The 23,606-nt window shown below is 55.4% G+C and carries 16 protein-coding genes; 1 reads left to right on the forward strand and 15 read right to left on the reverse strand.

Annotation, left to right across the window (positions count from 1 at the left end):
- Window positions 1–73: 73 nt before the first annotated feature.
- The 4 genes from addA to JNE38_RS26980 are packed head-to-tail and all read right to left on the reverse strand — an operon-like array spanning window position 74 to window position 12,280.
- Window positions 74–3,892: a helicase-exonuclease AddAB subunit AddA gene (addA, locus tag JNE38_RS26965; RefSeq protein ID WP_203357765.1), complete on the reverse strand. Its 3,819-nt coding sequence runs from the start codon at window positions 3,890–3,892 to the stop codon at window positions 74–76.
- Window positions 3,876–7,373 (reverse strand): helicase-exonuclease AddAB subunit AddB, encoded by a 3,498-nt coding sequence (addB, locus tag JNE38_RS26970; RefSeq protein WP_203354129.1) that lies wholly within the window; start codon window positions 7,371–7,373, stop codon window positions 3,876–3,878. Before addB ends, addA begins: the two co-directional genes overlap by 17 nt.
- A gap of 15 nt (window positions 7,374–7,388) precedes the next feature.
- Window positions 7,389–11,039: an AAA family ATPase gene (locus tag JNE38_RS26975; protein ID WP_203354130.1), complete on the reverse strand. Its 3,651-nt coding sequence runs from the start codon at window positions 11,037–11,039 to the stop codon at window positions 7,389–7,391.
- The gene (locus JNE38_RS26980) at window positions 11,036–12,280 is read right to left on the reverse strand and encodes an exonuclease SbcCD subunit D (RefSeq protein WP_203354131.1); all 1,245 of its coding nucleotides are present in this window, start codon (window positions 12,278–12,280) and stop codon (window positions 11,036–11,038) included. Before JNE38_RS26980 ends, JNE38_RS26975 begins: the two co-directional genes overlap by 4 nt.
- A 164-nt stretch (window positions 12,281–12,444) precedes the next feature.
- On the opposite strand from JNE38_RS26980, the gene JNE38_RS26985 reads away from it, so the two are divergent.
- Window positions 12,445–13,266 carry an MBL fold metallo-hydrolase gene (locus JNE38_RS26985; RefSeq protein ID WP_203354132.1) on the forward strand — a complete coding sequence of 274 codons (822 nt, stop codon included), beginning with the start codon at window positions 12,445–12,447 and terminating at the stop codon, window positions 13,264–13,266.
- Between the two features lie 51 nt (window positions 13,267–13,317).
- Here the strand turns inward: JNE38_RS26985 and JNE38_RS26990 are convergent, their stop codons facing one another.
- The 11 genes from JNE38_RS26990 to JNE38_RS27040 all read right to left on the reverse strand — a co-directional run bounded on the left by JNE38_RS26990 (window position 13,318) and on the right by JNE38_RS27040 (window position 23,575).
- Complete coding sequence (locus tag JNE38_RS26990; RefSeq protein WP_203354133.1) at window positions 13,318–14,232, reverse strand: COX15/CtaA family protein; 915 nt, start codon at window positions 14,230–14,232, stop codon at window positions 13,318–13,320.
- A 135-nt stretch (window positions 14,233–14,367) separates the two neighbouring features.
- On the reverse strand, window positions 14,368–15,303 hold the full coding sequence (gene cyoE, locus JNE38_RS26995; protein ID WP_203354134.1) for a heme o synthase: 936 nt from the start codon (window positions 15,301–15,303) through the stop codon (window positions 14,368–14,370).
- A gap of 112 nt (window positions 15,304–15,415) precedes the next feature.
- Complete coding sequence (locus tag JNE38_RS27000) at window positions 15,416–15,874, reverse strand: DUF420 domain-containing protein (protein WP_203354135.1); 459 nt, start codon at window positions 15,872–15,874, stop codon at window positions 15,416–15,418.
- A gap of 33 nt (window positions 15,875–15,907) precedes the next feature.
- Window positions 15,908–16,804 (reverse strand): cytochrome c oxidase assembly protein, encoded by an 897-nt coding sequence (locus tag JNE38_RS27005; protein ID WP_203354136.1) that lies wholly within the window; start codon window positions 16,802–16,804, stop codon window positions 15,908–15,910.
- Between the two features lie 327 nt (window positions 16,805–17,131).
- Entirely contained in the window at window positions 17,132–18,574 is a 1,443-nt protein-coding gene (locus JNE38_RS27010; RefSeq protein WP_203354137.1) for an NAD-dependent succinate-semialdehyde dehydrogenase, read from the reverse strand.
- Between the two features lie 22 nt (window positions 18,575–18,596).
- Window positions 18,597–19,100: a 1,2-phenylacetyl-CoA epoxidase subunit PaaD gene (gene paaD, locus JNE38_RS27015; RefSeq protein ID WP_203354138.1), complete on the reverse strand. Its 504-nt coding sequence runs from the start codon at window positions 19,098–19,100 to the stop codon at window positions 18,597–18,599.
- Between the two features lie 38 nt (window positions 19,101–19,138).
- Window positions 19,139–19,972, reverse strand: coding sequence for a 1,2-phenylacetyl-CoA epoxidase subunit PaaC (gene paaC / locus JNE38_RS27020; protein WP_203354139.1), 834 nt, complete (start codon window positions 19,970–19,972; stop codon window positions 19,139–19,141).
- Window positions 19,973–19,988: 16 nt separating this feature from the next.
- The gene (gene paaB / locus JNE38_RS27025) at window positions 19,989–20,330 is read right to left on the reverse strand and encodes a 1,2-phenylacetyl-CoA epoxidase subunit PaaB (protein ID WP_203354140.1); all 342 of its coding nucleotides are present in this window, start codon (window positions 20,328–20,330) and stop codon (window positions 19,989–19,991) included.
- A gap of 9 nt (window positions 20,331–20,339) precedes the next feature.
- On the reverse strand, window positions 20,340–21,308 hold the full coding sequence (gene paaA / locus JNE38_RS27030) for a 1,2-phenylacetyl-CoA epoxidase subunit PaaA (RefSeq protein ID WP_203354141.1): 969 nt from the start codon (window positions 21,306–21,308) through the stop codon (window positions 20,340–20,342).
- A gap of 126 nt (window positions 21,309–21,434) precedes the next feature.
- The gene (locus JNE38_RS27035) at window positions 21,435–22,259 is read right to left on the reverse strand and encodes a methyl-accepting chemotaxis protein (protein ID WP_203354142.1); all 825 of its coding nucleotides are present in this window, start codon (window positions 22,257–22,259) and stop codon (window positions 21,435–21,437) included.
- 98 nt (window positions 22,260–22,357) lie between these two features.
- The gene (locus tag JNE38_RS27040; RefSeq protein WP_203354143.1) at window positions 22,358–23,575 is read right to left on the reverse strand and encodes an ABC transporter substrate-binding protein; all 1,218 of its coding nucleotides are present in this window, start codon (window positions 23,573–23,575) and stop codon (window positions 22,358–22,360) included.
- Window positions 23,576–23,606: the final 31 nt, after the last annotated feature.

Consider the following 23,606-nt stretch of genomic DNA (forward strand, 5'->3'; position numbering starts at 1 on the left):
CATCACTGGAAAGCACCAGCAAAAAACGCTGATCCCATTACGGACCAGCGTTTCGTTATTTTCTTTATTTCCTTTACAAACGAACGGCTGCACCGCCTGCGAGCAAATACAGATAACGATCGATTTCCTGGTCCGTCTTGAGGATTTGCTGGATCGCCCGAACGTATAGCTTGATTTGCCCTTCGTAGCGCTTCGTGATCTCTTCGATGACGGCAGGGGAAGGCTCTTTGCCCATCCAGTCCGTTTTGAAATCAATCAGGGTCAAGCGTCCATCATGATCCTCCAGCAGGCAGTCAATCACGCCCTGAACAATCACCTGCTCACTCGAGTCCTCTCCAAGCTCAGGCTCCACTTCATGTGCCGGTATCGCCATGGTAAATGGCAGCTCGCGATGCACCACTTTTGCCTGCTTCATTTTCAAGCCCAATGGATCTGCGAAGAATCGAGCGATCTGACCTGCATCCACCGCTCCGAGCTGTTCCTCAGTCAAAAAGCGGCGTGCAGCCAAATTCGCCAGTTGCTCACGAATGTCAGCCTCGTCGAGTGGCCGGTTCAGGTCGAGATGCTGCATCAGCAAGTGAGTGATGGTCCCTTTTTCGGCCCCAGTCAATTTGCTTGGCTTCTGCTCTGTCAAAAACTTCGGCTTTTCCGTAATGGAAGGCAGAACAACCGTCGTGCCACCCTTACCCGTACGAGCCTGCCGCTTCAGCTCACTGACACTCCACTTGGCAGGGACGCGCGAAGCTGCCGGATGGGGATCTCTCCATCCCAATATGCTCTCGATTTTCTCGCGCTGTTCGTCATCCTTCGGTCGCTCGCTGATTTCTTCCCGCCGGCTCATGCGTTCCCATAAAGATGCATCGTCCGTATCAGCGTTGGTTTGTTCCCGCAGCTCTTCCGCCTGATGGAAGTGGAAGGACCACAGCGAATCGTCCGGGATGGATCTCACATGGACCGTCTCTCCTGCCCCGCACTCCTGCGGATAAGCTCTGAGTAATCCCGCTGCCGGATGACGCAGCAGCGCTCTGCCGACCCAATCCAAGTAGCCCTTTGCCTGAATCAAATCTTCGTCACTCAGGCGCTCCTTGTCCCCTTGTCTTCCCCAATCAGTGACGCTCTTTGCCAAATCCTTGGCAGAGCCGACCATGATCAGCTTCTCGCGTGCGCGCGTCAACGCTACGTAAAGAACCCGCATTTCCTCGGCGAGCATGTCCCGGCGAAGCTGCTGGCGTATGCCCAGGGCAGCGAGGCTGGGGTAGCGCAGCTGAAGCGCCGGATCGAATGCCATCGGACCGAATCCCAAGTCTTTGTGCAGCAAAAATTGGCTTTTGAGATCCATCGTATTGAACTGCTTGCCCATTCCCGCCACAAACACGACCGGGAACTCCAGCCCTTTACTCTTATGGATTGTCATGATGCGAACGACATCTTCGTTTTCCCCCATCGTCCGCGCTTCGCCCAGATCATTGCCCGCTTCCTGGAGGCGATCGACGAATCGGAGAAAACGGAACAGTCCACGATAAGAGCCCGCTTCATACTGCCGTGCCCGATCGTACAGCGCGCGCAGGTTAGCCTGGCGCTGCTGGCCATTCTCCAGTGCCGCCACATAGTCCAGATAGCCTGTCTCTCGGTACAGCACAGACAGCAGCTCGGACAGAGCACCGCGCCTAGCCTGCGTCCGCCACTCGCGCAGACGGGAGAAGAAGTAGCGCAGCCTTCGCTCCCAGCCCTCTCCTGCGGGCTGCTCTTCCGCAAACTGTACGACCGCCTGATGAAACGGGCCGGACGCGTACTGGATGCGAATCTGTGCCAGATTCTCTTCTCTCAAACCAACGATAGGAGAGCGAAGAACGGCAGCCAGCGGAATATCCTGCAGCGGATTGTCGATCACACGCAGCAGGGAGAGCATCGTCTCCACTTCGGTTGCACTGAAATAGCCGGCCGTTTGCTCCGCGTACACCGGGATACCCGCCTCGCGCAGCTCCTCCTGCATGGTTTCTCCCCAGCCGGAGGTAGCTCGCAGCAAAATGACGATGTCGCGGTAAGCCAGCGGGCGAAGACCTCCTGCTTTCTTGTCAAAGACGAGCAGCGGAGCCTCTCCCTCTCCAGGCTCCATCCAGCTGCGAATGCGTTTGGCGATCAGACGCGCCTCCAGCTGGGCGACACTGGCTTCTTCCGCATTTTCAGCGTTGCCGTCAGGGATACCGGCCCCCTCCGCCTCGTCATTTCCATCTGTCACCGTCGCGGCTTCTCCGTCGGTTTTGCTTCCCTTCCTGTCGATCAGATGGACTTCGGCCTGCAGCCTTCCTTCCTCCGCATCAGGATAGGAAGCCCGGTGAATCAGCTCGGCTGACGGGTCGTAATCGATCTCCCCTACGCCCGGTGACATGATTTGGCGAAACAGGAAGTTGACGGCGTCCACCACTTCCCGTCTGCTGCGGAAATTGGCAGCCAGATCAATGCGCAGTCCTGGCGGCTCCACGCCCTCATCCCAATCACCGCCCTCCCCTTCCTTCTGGTAGGTGAGGTACTTCTCCAGGAACAGCTTTGGCTCCGCCAGACGGAAACGGTAAATACTCTGCTTCACGTCCCCTACCATAAAGCGGTTCGCCACTCCGTTGATCGCTACATCGCGTGACACCATCCGCAGCAGTGTTTCCTGCACCAAATTGATATCCTGATACTCATCGACCAGCACCTCTGCAAATTGCTCCCGCAGCTGCAGGGAGACCTCCGACGGCATCATCGCACCGTCCTCCCGCTTCTCCGTCAAAACACGCAGGGCGAGGTGCTCCAGGTCGCCAAAGTCGACGATGGAGCGGGACCTCTTCTCCTTTTGGAACGCCTCCGCAAACGCCGTTACCAGTCGGGAGAGGGTATTCATGTATGGCCCCAATGCGCGAAGGTCAGACACGTACTGATCGGCAGACATGGAGAAATACTGCTCGGAAAGCTCGCCCAATGTCTTTTTCACGCCGTTGCGCAAGTCTTGCACTTGCTCCTTGATTCCCGCATCCGTCCCTTTGACAGGGGGCAGTTTTGCAAACGAGACGAGGCTTACCGCCAGCGTGGCAGCATCCCACCCCTTTCGGCAGGCGTAGCTTGCTCGCTTGAGCGCATCCGCCTCCGCTTCGAGCAGGGGCAAGTAAGCTGCAGGACCCTCCGGTGAAGACGCGAGATTGATGGCACGGCGCAGTTTGCCTTCCATCCCCGCCAGCTCCAATTCAAGCGAGCGGAGGATGCTGCGTGCCCACGCAAGTCCGTCGAGCCCTTCACGACCTGCCGCAGCAAACATGTCTGCCGCTTCCTGCAGCCAGTACTCCGGCTCGGGATGACTGCGGGAAAACTCATACAGCTTCAAGATCAGGGACGCCAGAATTTGATCGTCCTGACCGTCCAGCATGATATCGGCAAGCGCATGGAAGTCAGAGTCGTCTTCGTACCAGCTCTCGAGCTGTTCCTCGAGGACGTCCTGCCGAAGCAGCTCGCCTTCCAGCTGGTCGGCGATGCGAAAATCGGGATCAAGCTCAATCAGATAGTAGTACTGCCGCAATATCCCCAAGCAAAACGAATGCAGCGTCGTAATCGTCGCACGCTGGAGCAAGGCAAGCTGCCTGCGCAGATGAGCAGAATGCGGCTCTTCCTTCAGCGCCTTGCGCAGAGCATCGCCGATCCGGTGCCGCATTTCTGCCGCAGCCGCATTGGTAAAGGTCACGACGAGGAGCTGATCGACGCCGATCGGTTCTGTCTCATCCATGATTCGTCGAATGATCCGCTCTACAAGAACAGATGTCTTCCCCGAACCGGCAGCGGCCGCCACGAGCAGATTGCTGCCGCGCTGGGTAATCGCCTGCCACTGTTCATCCGTCCATTGCTCAGGCTTGGCCTGCATGATCTGTTGCGTCGTCACTTAGCATCCCCTCCTCTCCTGTCAGCTGCTGTTCAAGCATGCTCCAGATTTGCTTATTGTTCCACTTCGTCAATTGACGGTGCTGATTGCCGCCTGTCTCACCGTCAAATTGGCATACCGGCTTGTAGGAGCAATAGTCGCATGCAGTCATCGTACCGTTTGAATACGGATCGATGTGAATGGCCCCGTTGGTCATCCGCGTGCTGATTTCTTTCACCGTATCGCGCACATACGTCGTCAGCGCGTGAAACTGCTCGGCAGTAGCTACAGATGAACGCGACGAAAGCGTGCCGTCTTTTTTCAGCTCAAAAGGAACCAACTCGGATGCGCCTTGCTCGACCTGTGCATCCATCATCCGCGCCAGCTCCGGATCAGCGAGCATTAGCCCTTTCATCCGCAGGCGCTTGGCCCTCTCTCGTGCTGCCTCATCCGAGGACAGGAGCCGCTTTGCCGTCACGAACGGGTCAGCCACCTGGTAATAGAAGACCCCGCCCATCTCAGCCTGTTTTCCCAGCCATTCTTCTGCATTGGCAACCACGACATCGAGGTAAACCAACAGCTGCAGATTTAGGCCGTTCCAGACATCGGAAAGCTGAAGCTGCTTGGGACTTGATTTGTAGTCGATCACGCGCAGATAAGGCACATCCTCATCAAGAGATTGGTCCACCCTGTCAATCCGCCCGATCAATTGCAGGTCCACGCCATTTTCCAGCTGGAGGGCCAGTCCTGGCAGATCGCCGCTCGGTCCAAAGGAAACCTCCAGGCCAACCGGAGCAAAACGACTTCGCTTGGCGTGCTCCCCGAGGACGTAGATGGCCCTGCCGACTGCCCGCTTCAGCTTGCCGGACAGATAGCGATAGCGCGCCGTCCGTGTCAAAATGCTGCTCCGCGTCGCGGGAACGAGTTCTTCGACGACATCGCTCGCGAGCTGCATGCTGTTTGCCTCCGTCAGCTTGCCCCACTCGAGATGTTCCTCGTTCATCTTTTCCACAGCCCGCTTCATGGACGCGTGGAAAAGCTCGCCCACATCAAAACGCTCGAGCTTGTACAACGTGCGCTCGGCCAGTCTGAGGCCATGGGACGAAAAGTGAGAAAACGGACAGGACTGAAAGCGCTCCAGTCTGGATACGCTCATCTTCAGCTGCTTCCCATACAAACCGAGGCTCGTTTCGTATCCCAGCTCAGACGGCAAGTTGGTGTAGCGCAGTCCGGACAACAGCCACTTCTCCCGCGCCGCATCCGTGGAGGAACGGATGAACCAGTCGTATGCTTCCCACCAGAAAACCGGCAGCTCTCCTGTTTTTTTCATCGCCCGCAAGAGCGTCAGCAGATGGCTGAACACACGCCTCGGATGCCCCAGCAAAAAGGCATCGGTCTCTGGTTCACCCGTCGGCTCGTTATGGAAAAACTGATGCGGGATATCCGGCAGCACTTCCTTCACCCGCGAAAAAACGGAGGATGGGAGCAAAGCAGCCCCTTCATGGTCCGCCAAAGCGCAGCTCAGCATCAAGCGCTCCGACGGCCTCGTCATCGCCTGATACAGCAAATACGGCTCCGCCATCAGGCGCTGCTTTGCGCTTGGAGCAAGCTCCACACCCATTTCCGCGAGACGCTCGCGCTCTGCTTCGTCCAGAATGCCGTCTTCTTTGGGGCGCAGCGGGATGACGCCTTCGTTTACCCCGAGTACGAACAAAGCCTTGACGTCAGGCTGACGCGAACGCTCCATCGAACCGATCAGCACCTGATCCAACGCCGGAGGGACGAGCCCGAGCTCGATCGTCTCAAGGCCTGTATCCAGAATCCGAGCGTACGTCGCCAGATCCATCGTTTCTTCTCCCATGACCTCTACGACTTGATCCATCAGCTCGATGAGGCCCGTCCACAGCTGGCCATGCACCTGTGCTGCATCCAAATCTCCCGCCTCTTCCGCCATTCGCTGCCAACGCTCCAGCTTGCTGGGCACGTCCAGAGAGAGGAGCAGATTGTACAAAGCAGCAGTCATGGCTCTGACATTCTTTCCTGTCGCCTGCTTCATCTCTTTTTCAAAGGCAAGCAGTGGCGCTCCGTATTTGCGGCGCAAAGAATCGACGGCCGCATCCTCTTCGGCTCCTGCTGCACCCCGAAAATGCCAGGCCGAATCGTCTGCCCACTGCGATCCATAGACACCGTGTGCCAGCACGTAGTTCTCCAGTTGATCGACTTCTCTTCGCGTCATCGCATCGTCCAGAATGTCTACGGCGAACAAATCTGTCTTCAGGCAGCGGAACACCGCATCGTAACGCCACTTGGTCACAATCACCTCGAGCGCCGAACGTACAAGCTCCACCAATGGGTGATGCAGGACGGTGCGCTTTTGATCGAGGAAATGCGGAATGCCGTAGTCCGTAAAGATCGTGCTGATCTCATCCGCGTACGTCCCGATTTCCCTAAGCAAAATCGCCATGTCCTTCCAGCGGTACCCCTCTTCGCGTGCGAGCTTTACGATGTGAAGCGCGACGGCCTCCACCTCCGCGCGCCTGTTGGCAGCCGTCAGCAGGGACACCTCTCCCATCCGCAGCGGCTTCGGTGCGGCTCCCGGATCGCCCCACTGAAAATAGGTCTGCTCCATTTGACCGAGCCAAGGACTGTTTGCAAAGCGGATCGAATCATTCAACAGCAGCGGCGGCTCGATTCGGACACCTGACTCCCTGGCCATCAGCTCCAGCGCCTGATACGTACCCAAGGTCGGGTGGAACAGCCCCAATTCATCGACCGAGGCATGTCGTTCCGCCGGGTCGAGTGTGAGGGCAATCGTCACTTTCCGGGCATGAATCATCAATTGCTCGATCAGGCGCAGCTCCTGGTTCGTAAACCCGGTAAAGCCGTCGATGAAAATTTCCGAGCGCTTGATATACGCAGAGTCTGGAACCATCACAGCCACACGGTTCAGGATGTCGTCAGCATCGCAATAACCTTCGGACAAATACTCTTCGTAGGCGGCCATGATCAGCCGCAAATCATTGATCTTCTGATTCAGGTTTGCACTGCCCCACTCCAGATTTTCCGAGTGGGCCAGTGTCACTCCGTACGATTTGAATTCGCTGATCAGGCGTCCCAGCTGGGAAGCAAAGCCGGGCTGCATGGCAGAGCGCGTGAACATTTGCAGCTCTTCCTTATGGCGCTCCAGCAGCATGCGCAGCACCATGTGCTTTCCCAAATCATCGACGGGAATCAGCGTCAAGTCTCCCAGCTCCTGCAGCAAGCGATGACCCAGCCTGCCGAAGCTGAGCACCTGCGTGCCGATTACCCCGTTCAGTCCCGGCAATGTCGCCAAGGCGTATTCCTCTTGAAAGCTGGCTTGCTCCGGAACGAGCAGAATCATCGGTGTCCCCAACGGATCGACTTTCAGGCGCTCGTGCATCTGCTGGTGAATCGCTGTCGTTTTCCCCGTCCCTGCTCGTCCCAGCACAAATTGAACGGCCATATTTCTCTCTCCTCGCTATTCCATTTCCAGATGAAGCTTGCTTCCCGCTCCCATCGGCTCAGCCGGAGTGACCACCAGCCTGCGCGGCATCCGCACGCGGATTTCCGGTACGTGGCTGATGACCCCGATCGTGAAGTCGTCCATCCGCAGTCGTTCCAGTGCGTCCATGACCACCTCCAGCAGCTCGGGGTCAAGCGTCCCAAATCCTTCATCGAGGAAGAAGAACTCCAGGCGTCCCCCGCGCATTTGAATCTCCATGGACAGGGCAAGTGCCAGTGACAAGGAAGTCAGGAATGTTTCCCCGCCAGACAAGGTACTGACAGGACGACGCATTCCGCCTGCTGCCTCATCCCGCAGAACGAATTCGCCCTCGTCACCGATTTCCAGTGCGTAGCGGTTGGCGGTCATCTTTTTCAGATGATACGAAGCATCCCGCGCGATGGAGGCCAATTTTTCTTCGGCGATGAATTGGACGAATGCCTTGGCTTCGAACAGCTTTTTCAGCTCCTCGAGACGGCTTTGCTCATCCTGCTGTTCTTCCAGCTCTTTTTGCAGCGCAAGCCATTTCTCGTGGTTGCCCTCCATCCGGTCTACTTGCTCCTTGGCTACCGCGACCTGCTTTTGCACCTCCTGGAAGTTTTGCTCCCAGGCCTCCCACTCTTGCCGCGCCAGCATGAACTCTTCGGCTGTAATCGAGCGTCCATCCAGCGACTGCACCAGTCGTTCCTCGTCATAGCGTAGCTGGTCGCGCGCTTTGTCATAGGCTTCAACCAACTGGACGGCTTCCTGCAGCTGACCAAGCTCGGCATACAGCTGGCGCACCTGCTCCACATTCTCCATACCGCTCTCTAGTAAAGCGTGCTGCAGGGCTTCATGCGCTTCTGAGCGTTGACGTGTCAGGACAGCAAAAGCCTCCGTATGCTTGACCAGATTGTTCTGAACGGACTCTCGGACAGCAGCTGATTGCGTTCGCTTCTCTTCTGCATCAGCCACCGCCTGGCGCAGGCTTGCCAATGCTTCCTCAACCTGCTGCAGCCGCTCGCGGGCAGGCTGTCCACCCGTTCGTTCCAGCCACTGCACGTGCTTTTGCTCCCACATCCGTTTGCGGTCGCTGAGCTTTTCTCCGACAGCGCTCTCCCGCAGCTTCCATTCGCTGCGACGTGCCTTTGCAGTGTCACATTGTGCCATAAGGGTCCCGCGCAGCTGCTCTTTTTCTGCTCGGATGCTTTGCAATCCAGCCATTTGGCGATCTCGTCTGCCGATTTCTTCGTAGCTTCCGTCGATTTCGTCGATGAGCATGTCTTTGCGTTTGGCATCCAGCTCTTCCGCAGCACGCTGGAGCTTCTCTTCGGCCAGCTGCAGACGTTTTTTCCCTTCCGCAATGGATTGGTCCAATTGCTCCATGATCAAGGTACTGCGCTCCAAAAGGCGCTTTTGTCCCGCTTCTTCCTCGCGAAGCACCTCGATTTGCTGCGCCAGCTTTTCCCGCTGCTCTCTTTGACGCTCCCGCTCGGCCTGTTTTGCCGCGAGCTCTTTTTCTTCGCGCTGGTAGATACCCAACAGCTCATCAAACGAATCAACCGCCCAAGTTTCCCCGTATCCGCTGCACTCTTTTTTGAGTGCATCCAGGCGTGCCAGCAGAGATTCCCGCTCTTGTTTCAGCGCAGTCAGACGTTCTTCCAAAGAGGATTGCTCCCCTTTGGCGGTGAGCAACGCTTCCTTCGCCAAGCGTGCCTGACGCTCTGCCTCGCGCAGGGCTTCCTCCGCCGCCTTGCTGCGGGAGCGGAGCTCGTCCCCCTCCGAACGCACTTCCTCCTGTCCTGGGTGCTGCACATCCCCGCTCTTGTGGTGTGTGGCGCCGCATACCGGGCACTCCTCGCCGTCCACCAGCCGTTCGCGCAAATAGCGGGCCATATTTTCCTGCTGCCAGCGATCCAACGTCTCGCGCAGCTCATTGAACAGCGTCTGCTGCTCGGCAGCCACCGACTCTTTGGCGTCGCTCTCCGCTTGCAAGTCTTTCCAGCGTGATTCTGCCTGCTTTTGCTCTCCGCCAAATCGCTCCCACTTTTCCTGCCAGTCCGCTTTTTGCTGCAAAAGCTCCCGCCACTGGCGCCCGATCTGCTTCATGTCATTCAATACCGTCCGGGCATGCTCCCACTCGCTATCGGTGAGAACCGGCTGAGCATCCGGGGCTGCCAGCTGCTGCTTGGCCGTTTCCAGTCGCTGCGCACTCGCCTCCCACGCCACTCGCTGCTGCTGCGCCTGTTTTGCGGCTTCTTGCAGCTGCTGCTCTGCCGCTGTCACTTCATCCGCGAGCTCCTGGCGCTTTGCACGCTCTCGCTCCCACTGCTGCTTGGCTTCCCTGGCAGCGGATACCTGATCACGCCACTCGGGAGTGACGGCAGCCTGTTTCATCTGCTCGTCGAGTCGCTTCCACTCCTGCTCCCAGACTTGCAGCGCTTCTTCATCCCGTGCCAGCTGTTCTTCCGTTTGGGTCAGGGCAGCTGCTATTTCGCTGCGTTCACGCTCCAGACTCGTCCACTCTTCGCGGATCTGGGCCAGCTCCGCCTCCCATTCCTCCGCTTGGGCCAGCCTGCCTTTTTGCAGCGCCAAATCCGGCTCCTGGGACAGCAGCACCGACTGGGCACTCCGATATTCCAGCTCAGCAGCCTCCACCATGACGCGGGCGCTCTCCTGCTCCTCACGGCTGCGCTCGACCGCCTGACCTGTTGCCAGCCACTCCTGCTCCAATCGCTCCCACTGCTGCACAAGCGGCCACAGTCGTACGCTTGACTCCCAGCCGCGAATGCGCGTTTTCCACAACTCGATTTCAGGCTGACGGGCAGTGTAGTCCTGCAGCTGCTCCCGGACGCGAGCGAGCTCCTGCTGCCACTGGTACAGCTGCTCCATCGTCTTGAGCTTGCCTGACAGCTCCAGCTTTTGCTGGACGTATTCCTGTTCCTTCTGCGCCGCCTCGGCCCACGTCTGCCTTGCCGCCGCAAGCGCTTCGTATCCGGCATCTCCCAGAGCCGCAGCCTCCAGCTGCAAGCGATGCATTTGCTCCTTTGCCTGCTCCAATGCATGTCGAACGCGCTCACTCAGTTTCTCGCCGTATATATGTAAGCGGAACATCCTTTGCAGCATTTCATTGCGTTCGCTTCCTTTGAGCGTCAGGAACCGGGAAAATTGCCCTTGCGGCAGTACCACCGCACGAGTAAAATCTTGCAAGGTCAGCCCAATCAGTGACTCGATCGCTGCGGTAGCCATCGTCGCCTTGGACTCCAGCACCACATCCGGCTCTCCCGTCAATGCTCCCGATTGAATGAGGCGAACCTCCGGCTGACGTTTGTTCCCCTTTTTATCCAGACCGAATTCACGCTCTACCGTGTATTGCTTGCGATCGTCACCTTTCCCCAGCTCAAACGTGAAAGAAACAAAAACCCGCTGTTCCAGCTGATTGAGCACTTCCTTGGGATGGTTGCCTCCCCCGAGGCGAACCACTTGACCGTAGAGCGCAAGCGTAATCGCGTCCAAAATGGTGGACTTTCCGCTTCCCGTGGGACCGAATATCCCGAACAGTCCGGCCTGGCAAAGCATTTCGAAATCGACTTCCTGCAATTCGCGGTAGCTGTGCATTCCAGACAGCTTTAATCTGATCGGTCTCACTGCGCTTCCTCCTCTCCCCCGGTTTCCGCAAGCAAGCGCTCAAACATCGCAACCAAGCGATCATCCGGCTGGGCTCCCCGCTTTCTCTCGTAAAAGCGGCGGAACAGCTGATCCGGTGTCAGCTCTGCCAGCTCCACACGCTCGTCACGCTCATCCTTCTCTTGGTCATCCCGCACGACTACACGCTGAATCTTGAGGAAATCATCACTCAATTTTCGCAAACGCTGAAATTCTGCCGGGTCGATCACGTCAGACACATGCAGCTCCAGATCGATCCACGCCCCTGCGTCTCTGCCCTCCGAAAGCCAGCGCTCCACCTGCTCGATCCCTTCCGTCGCCTTCCAGCGGGCCAATGGACGACCGCTCGTCAAATAAATGATCTCTTCCTTGACCTCCGCGCCCGGCACCACATCGACCAGCACCACGGCCTTGCTCTGCCCGGCCTCGGAAAAGCTGTACGATAAAGGGGAGCCGCTATAGCGAACCAACGGCTTGTCCCTCAGCTTTTGCAGCCGGTGCAGATGTCCGAGCGCCACATAGTCGGCCTTCTCTGGGAACGCGAGCGGAGAAACGGTCATGGCCCCGCCAATCTGAATCGGCCGCTCCGAATCCGTCTCAAGTCCGCCCATGACAAACAGATGGCTCGTCACGAGATTGACCGTATCGTCGCGGAAATGGACGGACAGCTCCTCAAAAAGCGCAGCGATCCGCTCAGAAAAAGCCAGCTGCATATGTTCCTGTGAGAAGCTCTCGGAAAGCAGCTCCTTCAAACGGGATTCGGATGGATACGGCAGCGCCAGCACGACAGCATGGTGCTCGCAGCCCGGAACAGACAGCTCCAGCCAGGATGGCCCTCCAGCGACGATCCGCACCCGATCCTCCGAAGTCTCCTCAGGTGTAAGCGGAGATTCCTTTGGAAGCCCCAGCAATACAATGCCATGCTTGGTGGCAAGTGGCGCTGCTGCCCTGACCCGCTCCGGCTGGTCGTGGTTTCCTGCGATTACAATTACCCCGCGCGTGCCTTCGGAAGAAAGTCGCTCCAAGGCTTCGTAAAACAGCTCCTCTGCCCATGCAGGCGGGTTGACGGAATCGTATACGTCGCCTGCGATCAGCACCAGATCGACGCTTTTCTCGTCCGCAATCCGGCACAGCTCGTCCACGAATGCCGCTTGCTCGATCCGGCGATCCCGACCTTCCAGCTGGCGCCCAAAATGCCAGTCGGCCGTATGTAATATGCGCATGCCCATCATCCTCTCATCACGATCATGTGTTTGCTTTTCATTGTAACAAAAGACAGAGGCAAGCGCGGTTGAAATTTACTCCACTTGGCGGGTAACTTTTGGCGTATTCCAGCGTCTACTTACTATCGCTTCCATTGCATCCTATCCCGGAAAGGAGCACACGCATGATCCAGTACGCCAATGAACGCGTCACCGTTTTTCAAAGCGCATTGTTTCAAACCACATCCACTGTCATTTCGCTGGACGAACTTCTCATCATCGTGGACCCCAACTGGCTTCCCCATGAAATCCGTGAGATTCAGGAGCACGTCCAGTCCATTCGGGGGAACAAAGAGCTCTATCTGTTGTTTACCCATGGTGATTTTGACCACATCATCGGCTACCGCGCCTTTCCTGATGCCAAAACGATCGGAAGCATCGGCCTTCAAAACCATCCCAAAAAGGAGTACAAGCTCCATCTGATTCACGATTTCGATGCCACCTATTATTGTACGAGAAATTATCCAATCGAGTTTCCCGAGCTGGATGTCGTGGTGACGGAAGATGGACAGCAGCTGAAACTCGGCTCGTCTACCCTGCACTTTTACCTTGCCCCTGGTCACTCCGCAGACGGGTTGTTTACCGTTGTCGACTCGATCGGCCTTTTCGTAGCAGGCGACTATCTCTCTGATTTTGAGCTTCCGTTCATTTATGACAGCGCAAAAAGCTACAAGCAGACCATCCAGCAATCCCTGCAAATCATCGACGACCATCAGATCAAGCTGCTCGTTCCCGGTCATGGCCTGACCACGGACAGTCAGCCGGAGATGAAGCGACGGGCTTTGGTGGCCTTGGATCACCTGGAGCGATTGACGCAGGCCGTCCTCGCGGAAGACGAGGCTGCAATCGCGAGCATCGAAGTTGAGCATGCCTTCTTCTCTCCGACCACGCAGGAATCGCACAAAGAAAACGTCCGTATCATTCGCAGTGAGTATCTGGGCAAGTGAAGAAACAGAAAAGCCGCCTACCCTTTCTCGGGGCAAGCGGCTTTTTGCGCGTTATTTTCTCGACTTGTCTAATCGAGGGGATTTCACCGACTGCAGGCACATGTAGCAGATGACTCCAAACAAGATCGTAATGATCATCGAGTGCAGGAGTGTCGCGTACAGATGCAGCTGGAACAAGACCACGAAGCCGCCGCTGAAAACCTGCAGGACAACCAGCGCAAAAGCGATGATGCTGGCTCCGTACAAATCACGGCGCGTTTCTTTGAAGTGCTTGACCGCGTAGATCAGATTCAGCAAGAGCAAGATCAAGAGCAGCATGGCGCCGAGTCTGTGCACAAACTGGATGCCTACTTGACCGGACAGCTCCGGAATCAGCCGTCCCTGGCACAGCGGCCAATCCGTGCAAGCCATGCTGGAACCCGTGTGCCGCACGTATGCACCCAGGTATACGACGCCATACGCGTAAACGGACACGCCCCAGATCCAGTTGCGGAAGCCTTTCGATGCAGTCGACTGCACCATGCCCTCCATTCTGTCCCTCTGAAGGACGAATCCCGTCAGCAGAAACACTCCGGTAAATGCCAGCAAGGAGAAGCCGAAGTGAAGAGCGAGAACGGCCGAGGATTGCGGCCAGATGACGGCCGATGCTCCGAGAATCGACTCCAGTACGATAAAGAAAAAACCGAACAGAGCCAAATTGCGAACTTCCTTGTTGCCTCGATAATAGCGCCAGCACAGCACGGAGAAAAGAATCACAATGATGCCGGCGATACCTGTAATCAAGCGATGCGTATATTCAATGATCGAAGCCAAGGTATACTCCGGGACCCATTTGCCATTGCAAAGCGGCCAGTCATTTCCGCATCCCAGACCGGAATCCGTTTTGGTCACAAGCGACCCGGCAACCATAACGATAAACATGACGAGAGTAGCGATAACGGCGAGAGGTTTCAGCCATTTTTCCATAGTGAATACACCCTGTTTCCTGTGAGGATAGAGGTCCTTTATCCTAGACCCCATGCGTCGTGTCCCCTCTTACGATAATGAAACATCCCCTGCTAAGCAAGGGATGTTCCGTGAACATTTAGTGAGTGTTTCGTGTCAATAATGGTACACCATTGTGCTGATGACGACAGACGCACAGAAGACGGTCAGATAAAGAATGGAATAGCCGAAAAGCTTGCGTGCCCATGCGAGGTCGTCCTTGGCACGGAAGCCTTGGAACAACAGCACCATGTACACGAGACCCATGATCCCCATCACGATCAGGTAGACGTAGCCTACGCTGCCGTGAATAAAGAGCAAGAGGGACGCCGGGAATAATACAGAACCCCAAAGCACCATTTGGCGCTTTGTTTCTGCGAAGCCTTTGACTACTGGTAGCATTGGCAAATTCCCTGCTCGGTACTCTTCCGTTTTCAGCATAGCCAGCGCCAAGAAGTGCGGCGGCTGCCACAGGAACAGAATCAGGAACAACAGCCATGCTGCCGGATCCATGTTATTCGTGACGGCTACCCAGCCAATGACGGGCGGAGCAGCACCGGAAATACCGCCAATAACGGTATTGAGTGTCGTCACACGCTTCAGTGGCGTGTAGATCAACACGTAGAAAATGTGACCGATCAATCCCCATACAGCTGCCAGCGGGTTCGCAAAGACAGCGAGAACGGCCAATCCAGCCAAAAGCAGCCCAATCCCTACGAGCAAAGCGTTACGAGGGGAAATACGCCCTGTCGCTACTGCGCGGTTTTTGGTGCGCTTCATTTTCATATCCAGTTCACGATCATAAAAGTTGTTCAACGCCGCACCCGACATGATCACCAAAGCGGTGCCAAGCATGGTGAGGATAGCTAATTTCCAGTCTGGAAAACCGTAAGATGCCAACCATAAAGCCGCAAATGTCGTCATCAGGTTGGACATGGTAATACCAGGCTTCGTCAGTTGTACGTAGTCGCGCCAGGTTGCCTGTTCTACCGGTTGTGCCTGCAAGGCAGTATCGGCATCGAGCGATTCCTGCATTGTTACTTGCTGGTCCACATTTTGTACCTCCTGTCTGAATCTATCTGAACATCCGAATTCGCAATTGACAAACTATCTTTCATTGTAGGCAATATTCGCGAAGCAAGTCAACTTCAAAGAGGGCTTTCCATTACCATCCAAAGATGACGTCGAGGACACCCGCCGTCTCCCCACCAGGGTAAATCAGATACAAAAGCGTGTACACGGTTGCGCCTGTAATGGCCGTAACGAACCAGACAATCGACGTCCACGGACCAATCTTTCTATGCTTGGCAAATTCTTTCTTGTATGCGAACCGAAGAGTAATCAGCCCCATCACTCCGCCTACGGTCGCCAATACGATATGGAAGATCAGGAACGTCTGATAGATCGGTTTGAGACTATCGGGCCCGCCGAAATGCGTATTCCCTACGAAAGCAGTGCGTGATACGTAAGTAACGAAGAAGATCGTCGCACAAATGGCGGCCCACTTCATGATTTTCATATGTTTTTCTATTTGTCGCTTTGCAATCGCATACCAGCCAAACGCGACCAAGATGCCGCTAATGACGATAAACGAAGTGCTGATCGTAGGCAACAAAATGGACATTTCCTACACCTCATTCACGTTTTCTTTCTCTTTTTACACGCCGCCTTCTTCTGTGGCAGGCGTCTTCATCAAAATGGGCGCAGGCTGCTGATCCATTGGCAAATCGTCCTGCTTCTCCTGTTTATACCAGTTATAGAAGACATAGGCAAGCACCGAGCCGTACACAAGCTCCTGAACAAGCTTCATGATGATACCGCCCAGCCGTTGGTCACTGAAGGTGTTCAAGCTCTCAAAAAGCTGAGGCGCCTGCATGTAAGTGGCATACAGCGGATTCTCGGCAAAGATGATCAGCGCACACGCAGGTGTGATCAATACGCCATTGGCAAAGATGTACGCGAGCTTCTTTAATCCCGCCAGCTGTTTTTGATTGTCCGAGAGCGGACTCACAATCGGCCACCACATGGAAAACGCAGTGAGCAGCAATACGACATGATAGACGGACATCCATTCATGGTTGAGAGCAGCTGCATCAAAGATGAATGGAATATGGTAGAACGAGAACAGTGTATTGAACAGCAGGGCCGCCACCAACGGCTGCGTCATAATCCGCAACAGGGTTTTCAGCCATTTCGGTTGGAAGATCCGAGCCCAGAGCCACTCAGGTACTGCCAAGAGTACGAGCGGTGGCAAGGCAAAGTACAAAATCGACTGTTGCAGCATGTGAAGACTAAACAGGTAATGATGGCCGTAATAACTGATGGGACTCCCTTGTGCTGCATAAAACAAGATCAACGCAAAGACAAACAAGATTTTTTGTTTGGTGGTCGCCGGCGTTGCACGGTCGAACCTCTGGTGAAACGGACCTGTCATCAAAAAATAGGCAATAGCAAAGAGCAAGGTCAACAGCATTACATCCGGACTCCACAAGTCGGAAAATGATGCGCCCCCTGCGCCTGATGACACGCCTTGCAGGTGGTTGTGACTATCCATGAATATCCTCCCTTCATACTAGAAAGGGTGCCCTCTATACATTCTCCATTATACCGTTGAACCAACGTTCTTTCCCGGTCAAAAATGAACAAAGTGTTGACAGTTTAACCTCTTGAACTCTACTACCTTTCGACCGCACTCATAGGTACCTGTGCCATAGAGTCCATCTACCTGGCTGCCACTCCCTGCGCCACCTGAATAGAGGGTTTATGTTGTATCTTCATGGGTGCAAAGGTGGAAATCGAACTGTCCGAAATAAAAAAAGAAGCGTCAATGGACATTGCGTTGTCCTTTGACGCTTCTCCCTCAAGAAGAAACTACCTCTTATTACAATCCAAACGAAACGAACTTCGTTTCCAGATACTCATCCATTCCAAAGTGACCGCCTTCGCGTCCGATTCCGCTTTCCTTGAAACCGCCGAATGGCGCTTGGGTCTGGGTTGGCGAGCCGTCGTTGATGCCGACGATGCCGTATTCCAGCTGCTCAGCCATGCGGAAGCAGCGCTGGTTGTCACGGGTGAAGACATAGGCTGCCAGACCGTAGCGAGTATTGTTGGCTTGTTTGACTACTTCTGCTTCGTCCGTGAAGCGTACAATTGGCACAACTGGACCAAACGTTTCTTCATAGGCGATCTTCATTTCGTCTGTCACATCTGTGATGACAGTCGGCTCGCAGTAGAAGCCTTTGGCGTAATCGCCTTCCGTCATGCGCACTCCGCCGTGCACCACTTTGCCGCCTTTGCCTTTTGCGTCTTCGATGTGCTCCAGAACCTTGTTCAGCGCACGCTCATTGACGAGCGGACCGATCTCCGTTTCTTTTTGGCGCCCATCCCCTACTTTTGCCTTTTTCAGTCTCTCTACCAGCTTTTCCGTGAATGCATCCGCTACTTCCTCGTGCACGTACAAACGGTTGGTGCAAATGCACATCTGACCGGAGTTGCGGAACTTACTTTCAAACAGTCCTTTTACCGCCGCGTCCAGATCAGCATCCTGGAAAACGATGAACGGCGCGTGGCCGCCAAGCTCCATGCTGACGCGCTTGACTTGCTTCGCTGCGCCTTCCATGAGCAGCTTGCCCACGCGAGTGGACCCGGTAAAGCCGATTTTGCTCAGCTTTGGATTCTCTACGAATTCTTTTCCGATTTCTTCTGGCATCCCGACTACGAGGTTTACGACTCCTTTCGGGAAACCAGCCTGTTCGATCAGTTCAAAGAGACGAATCGCGGAGAGCGGCGTGCTCTCTGCCGGCTTCAGCACCACTGTGCAGCCTGCCGCCAGCGCAGGAGCGATTTTGCGCGCCACCATGTTGACCGGGAAGTTCCATGGCGTGATCGCACCTACGACACCAACGGGCTGACGCAGGACCATGATCCGTTTGTTCGCCACGGAGGATGGGATGGTTTCCCCGTAGACGCGCTTGGCCTCTTCCGCGTACCAGACGAAGTTGTCAGCAGCACCCAACACTTCCCCTTTGGCTTCCCCGATCGGTTTTCCCATCTCGGCGGAAATGATGCCAGCCAACTCGTCGCGGCTGTTTTTCACCAGCTCGGACAGCGTGTACAAGTACTTGGAGCGTTCACGTGCGGTCAGGCGAGACCAGCTGCCGAATGCTTCATGTGCAGCGTCGATTGCTTTTTTCGCTTCGCGGTCATCCCCGAAAGCGGCGGATCCGACGGTTTCCCCGGTTGCAGGGTTGATAATCTGAATCGTTTCCCCGCTCTCAGCCGATACCCATTCCCCATTGATATACATTTGCTTGATCTCTCCCATGACACTCGCTCCTCTCATTCTCTCAATAGATCGGTTTTAGAGCTTCAAACGGATTCTTGCAGTGCCTGCAGTACAAAATGCTGCGACAGGCGGCAGGTCCAAACAGGTTTTCCAGCTGCGTATAAGGAGAATTGCAGTAAGGGCAAGCCACTTCCCACTCATCCCCCGGCTTATGTCCAAGCGGCGGCGGCGCAATCCCGAAGCTGCGCAGCTTATCCCGCGCTTCCACGGCGATGCGGTCCGAGGTCCATTGTGGATCGTAGACGAAGCGGACTTGCACTTCGTCGATCCCTTCCCCTTCCACCAGCTTTTCCGTGATGTTTTTCTTCATGATTTCCAGTGCAGGACAGCCTACAAAGGTAGGAAGCACTTCCACGTGGGCGACCCCTGATTCAACCCGAACTTTGTGAATCATGCCCATTTCCACCATGCTGATCACCGGGATCTCCGGATCTTTCACATCTTGCAGCAGTTCCCAGCATGCCGCTTCTTGCTCGCTAAGCCCATCCACATTCTCGCGCGTCATGCAGATCCCCCCCATGTTTGTGCTCGTTAGTCGTTTCCTTACCAGCCTGCTGCCGGATCGATGCGATACACTTCAGAAAGAGTCGCCAATGCTTGCTCCAGTTCAGGAGTGTGCTCACCTGCGCGACCGCGTATTGCAGCTGTGCCTGGCTCACCCGGCCAGCTTAAGCCTGCGTTTTGAAAGATTTTTTTTGTATGATTGAGCCATTTCTGGCGGAGCAGATCTTCTCCCGCAATCAAGCCAAAGCGGGCGATGTTGTCCGCGTTAAGTCCCAGATCGCTGAGCTCCCCTGCATCCTGCCATACTTTTGCGATGGCTGCTTCCAATCGATTGCGAGCCTCTGGCGTGCTGTTGGCGAGCTGCTTCAGCCATACCTGCCAGTGCATCAGGTGGTAGCGATGCTCCGTCAGCATCTTCCGGCTGATCAGCGCGAGCGGCTGGTAGGAGGACTGCTGCAGAGCCTCGAGACGGACTTGCTTATGTAGACCGTACACATAGCTGCGGACGATTGCATAAGCCCAGTCATAGTGCGGGTTGTCGTTGTATTCTCCCTCACCGTTTTTCCGCTCGACGAGAATGGCATTGCGAAACGCCGCAGACTCCCGAAGCTGTGCAATGTCGTCCGCTTTGCCAAGTCCGAGCGCCTCGAGCATTTCGTAGTACATGACCGCGTGGCCCATCATATCCTGCGACATGGAGGAGAACGCTACGTCTTCTTCAATATGCGGTGCGAGACCGAGCCATTCCGATCCGCGATAGGCCAGAATGAAATCGTCATCCGCAAGCTGGAAGAGCAGATCAGCCAAGGCTTGCGCATACTCCTGATTTTGCAGTGCCTGTTCAACGTTTTCTACGTGTAGTGCTTCACCCATGGTCCCTTCCTCCTTCTCAGCTGCCACTCCCGGTGTTTTGCTGTGCTTCGTACTCTTCTTTGTGGCGTCGCCATCTTCCCTGCAGATCCCCATAACCTTTTGTTTCCCGATAGCTTTTGTTGTCGATGCGCTCCAGGAATGGCCGCTCCTCCGGCGGCAAGCCCGTGATGTCATCGCGCTTCACGACCCACAGGTTGAAGCAAGGCTCTCGGCGCAGGAAGTTTTCCCGCGCCATCGTCAGGGCAACCTCGGCATTCGGCGCAAGCAGGCTGAATTGATGGACGAACGGAGCGCTTACGTTCTTTTGACTGAACACTTCGTAGATGAAAAAGTTCTCGCTCTTTGTTTGGTTGCTCATGTCATTCACCTACCCTACTTGGCGGCCGTACGACAGGATCGCGTCGCGCACCCATTTGGTTTCTTCATAGGACATTTCACGCAGCTGCAGGCGATGGGCGGAACGTGGGCCCTTGCCTTTGACAATCCCTTTGAACTCTTCCCAGTCCGGCTGCTGGTACACCCACATATCCTGTGCCTCATCGAAGTGGATCGTGTCATCCGGAACGGTGAACCCGAGGTGGAAAATCCGCGGGAGGTATTTCTTCAGGAAGATTTGCCGCAGCTCTTCATTGGTTTGCGTACGAATCTTGTAGCGCATGTTCGAAGCCTGGTTGCTCGTGATGTTGCCATTCTCAGGCGGTCCGAAGAACATCAAAAGCGATGGCCACCAGCGAGTGATCGCTTCCTGCAGCATTTGACGCTGCTGTGGTGTTCCTTCCGCCAGCTCCAGGACGATGCTCTCGCCGTGCTGCGCATGGAATTTCTCTTCCGCACAGATCCGGTGCAGGGCGCGTGCATAAGGCGCATAGGATGAATCCAGCGACATCGTTTGGGTGATGATCGCAGCGCCGTCTACCAGCCAGCCGATGACACCTGCATCCGCCCAGGTCGGTGCCTCCATATGAAAGACGTTGTGAAATTTCAAGCGTCCTGTGAACAAGTCTTGCATGATGTCCTCACGGGTTTTGCCCAGCGGTGCCATCAGGTCCTCAGCGACCCGCAAGAGCAGCTGGCCGTGACCCATCTCATCCTGTACCTTTGCCATGATCGCCAGCTTGCGGCGCAGTGTCGGCGCTTTCGGCACCCATTCCTTTTCCGGAAGCGCGCCCATGATCTCGCTGATGCCGTGCATCGAAATCAGCTTGATCAGCTGGTTGCGGTAATCGTCAGGCATCCAATCATCCGCTTCGATTTTATCCCCGCGGTCGATACGCGCTAAAAACGCTTCCAATTTTGCATCTTCTGTCAAATCTGAACGTTCCATCGATGTTTGCATGGAGAACGACCTCCTTTTATATAGAACTTGTTTATCGCATTTTATTATAATACGTTTTTGTAACGTTATAATAACATAACGTCATACGATATCGCAATAGGTGGAAGCGTTTTCAACCTCACCGATTTATTCCATCCTGCCCGTAGATCCCGCGGCTTCCTTCAATTGCTCCGCCATCTGGCGCAGCTGCTGCATGACGACATCCAGCTCCTGAAGCCGCGTCGACTGCTGCAGACTGTGATTCATCGTCTTCTCCAATTCGCCCGAAACGGTCCCTACCAGCCCGTTCATTTCGTCAAGGATGCGAAAGATGCCCTTGGCTGACGCCGAAGTCGACTGGGAAAGTCTCCGAATCTCCTCAGCCACGACAGAAAAGCCCCTTCCAGCCGTTCCTGCACGCGCTGCTTCCAACACCGCATTTAACCCCAGCACATTGGAACGGGTGGAAATGTCCCGAATCAATTGGTTGATTTGCGAGGTCTCGGTGATTTTCAATTCCATCTGAACTGCCGTCTCCGATAAGGTATGACTGGCCAAAGCCAGTTCGTTCGCTTCTTTCGCCAGACTCTCCGTATGGCTCGCGATGTTTTCGAGCGCATCGGTCACATTTTCTGCAAGTGCACGCAGGCGGTCTTCCTGGTCGGTCGTCACACCTGTTGCCAGACACCCGACTACTTGTCCATGTTCCACGATAGGATAGCCCACCGCGATATAAGGAATGCCGTATACCTCCTTGCCGATCTTTCGGACTACCCTCCGATTTTCAGCAATGGCCGTCGCATTGATGCTGCCCGCGCGAAGCGGATCCCCCACCTTGATGCCCAGGTTCAAATCCGAGGCCGGATGGTAGGCCAAAAACTTCTCCCTGTCCGTGACGCCTACCATGCAATCAAACAGGAACGCTTTCTGCAATATCGGAGCTACCATCAAGAGACTGTTTAAGAGTGACATGCTTATTCCCTCCAAAGGGCTAGTACGAAAACAGCCGTCCCTCCCGCAATTTCTTTTGCGGAAAGAACAGCCGTCGCACGATTCAGCCTTGTTGTTCTTTATTTGAGAATCTGAAATTTGCCATCCTTGACTTCGACCATGATCATGCTGTCCTCCGTGAGGCCGTTGTGGTCTTCCGCCGAGAAGACGAACTCTCCCGTTACCCCGACGTGTTTTACCTTCTCCAGCACTTCACCCAGCTTGGAAGCATCGCCGCCAGCCTGTTTGAGACCTTCGACCATCAGGTTCAAGCCATCGTAGCCATAGCCTGCAAAGCCATCCGGCTCCACATTGTAAGCCGCCTTGTAGCCATCCACGAACTTTTTGACGACGGCAGCCTGCGGATCGTTGGCATCGATCTGATCCGGCACCAGCAGTTTACCCGCTACCATCAGTACGCCGTTGCCAGCGTCTCCGACGAGCTCGAGGAATTTGCTATTGGCTGAGCCGTGGCTGCTGATGATTGGAATGCTGAAGTTCAGCTGCTTCGCCTCTTTTACAATCGTCGCAGGCCCAGGATTGGTTCCCGCTACGATCAGCGCCTGCGCATCTGTCCCTTTGATCTTGGTCAATTGGGAGCTCATGGACGGATCTTTGGTTCCGTACTTCTCTTCTGCTACGATCGTAATGCCGTATTCAGGAGCGTATTTCTTCAATTGCTGTGTCCATCCGCTGCCATACGGATTGCTGTCGTTGAGCATCGCAATCTTGGTAATGCCTTTTTCCTTCAGATATTTATAGATGCGCTTGGTTCCGTGAACGTCGGTATGCGGCGTTTTGAAGATACCCGCACGCACCGGATTCGTGATCTGGTCAGCAGCTGCCATGGAGATCAGCGGAATCTTTTCAGCCTGGGAGAATTCTGCCATGCCGAGGGATGGACCGCTGCCGGAAGACCCGAGGACTGCCACGACCTTTTCTTTGGATACGAGCTTCTTGATCGCTTTGACTGCTTCCGTGTTATCCGATTTGTCATCTTCAAAGACGACTTCAACCGAACGTCCGTCCACGCCGCCAGCGCCGTTGATTTCTTTTACGAGCATTTCCACCGCTTGCTTTTCTGGAACGCCGAGCGGGCTGTTCGGACCTGTCATGGAAAACACGGCGCCTATCTTGATCGGCTCTTTGCTGCCTGCTTCCGCCGCTTGTCCCGATGCGGCAGGTTGTCCTCCCCCCGCTTCAGCTGCAGGCTTGGCACCGCCTCCACAGGCGCTGAGCAAAACCATGGACGCCAGCGCAATCGGGTAAAGCCATTTGGTCTTTTGTCGTTTGTTCATGGAAAAACCCCCTCGATTCGTTATTTCTTTG

Origin of the sequence: Brevibacillus choshinensis, from assembly GCF_016811915.1 — a bacterium.
GTDB classification, from domain to species: domain Bacteria; phylum Bacillota; class Bacilli; order Brevibacillales; family Brevibacillaceae; genus Brevibacillus; species Brevibacillus choshinensis_A.